This is a genomic window from Nonomuraea sp. LPB2021202275-12-8, from assembly GCF_037044575.1.
GTDB lineage: Bacteria > Actinomycetota > Actinomycetes > Streptosporangiales > Streptosporangiaceae > Nonomuraea.
In genome coordinates this window covers 1-833 of the sequence record NZ_JBAHWD010000135.1, presented here as the reverse complement: position 1 = coordinate 833, position 833 = coordinate 1, and the positions used below count along the sequence as shown (strand labels likewise).

The window sequence follows — 833 nt, the reverse complement described above, 5'->3', positions numbered from 1 at the left end:
GCGCCGATCCCGGCCAACCTCGCCGTGCGCGCGCAGGATCCGATACATCGTCGATTGCGAGGCCAGGTAGAGGCCCTCATCCAGCAGCGAGAAGTACGCCGTGGCCGGCGAGGCGTCGGCGAAGCGCTCGTTCAGTACCGCGCGGATGTGGTCGCGTTCGGCCTGCGACAGTGTGGAGGGGTGCGGCTTGCGCGGCGTGAGCGGCCGGACCGGAGCCGGGCTGCGGCGATTCTTGCGGTACCAGGTCGCCTGCGACACCCCGGCCGCCGCACACGCGTTGCGCCGCCCGAGCAACGGGACCAACTCCTCGATCGCCTCGGCCTGGGCGCCCTGCAGGGTCTCACTCACTGCTCGCCCCGATCCGGCGGCGTCTCGCTGCTGGTGGCGAGCTGATCCAGCAGCGCGAAGAGCTTTCCCTGCACCTCGATCACCTGGCGGGTCTTGCCGAGCTCAGCGCGCAGCCGCTCGACCTCCGCCTGCAGCGCGTCGATCCGCTTGTCTCGCGGATCGGCCTTCGGACGGCCGACCGGCCGGGCCAGCGCCTGCTCCGCGCCATGATCTCGCGCAGTGCGCCAACCGGAGATCAGCGAGGAGTACAGCCCCTCCCGGCGTAGCAACGCACCCTTGCCGGCCTTGTCGAGCCGGTCGTACTCCTCCAGAATCCGGGCCTTGTAGACGGCGCTGTAGCGGCGGACACCGGCTCGCTCGCGCACCTGGGGGTCCGGGATCTGTGGATCCTGTTCACTTGCTCCCACGAAGGGATGTCTCCTTCCCCACCCTCAGCACAGAGTTTCATGCCTGTTTGTTACCTCTGTCTATTTTGACAGGGAGGG

Annotated in this window: 1 protein-coding gene and 1 pseudogene; both read right to left on the bottom strand. The window is 68.7% G+C overall.

Translation table 11 applies throughout. The annotated features are described in order from the left end of the window. Positions 1–348 (bottom strand): annotated as a pseudogene (locus V5E28_RS49055) (IS3 family transposase); the annotation flags it as partial. Continuing rightward, positions 345–755, bottom strand: a complete 411-nt coding sequence (locus V5E28_RS49050; protein ID WP_336217197.1) for a hypothetical protein — start codon at positions 753–755, stop codon at positions 345–347. The gene V5E28_RS49050 and the pseudogene V5E28_RS49055, both read right to left, overlap by 4 nt. Positions 756–833: the final 78 nt, after the last annotated feature.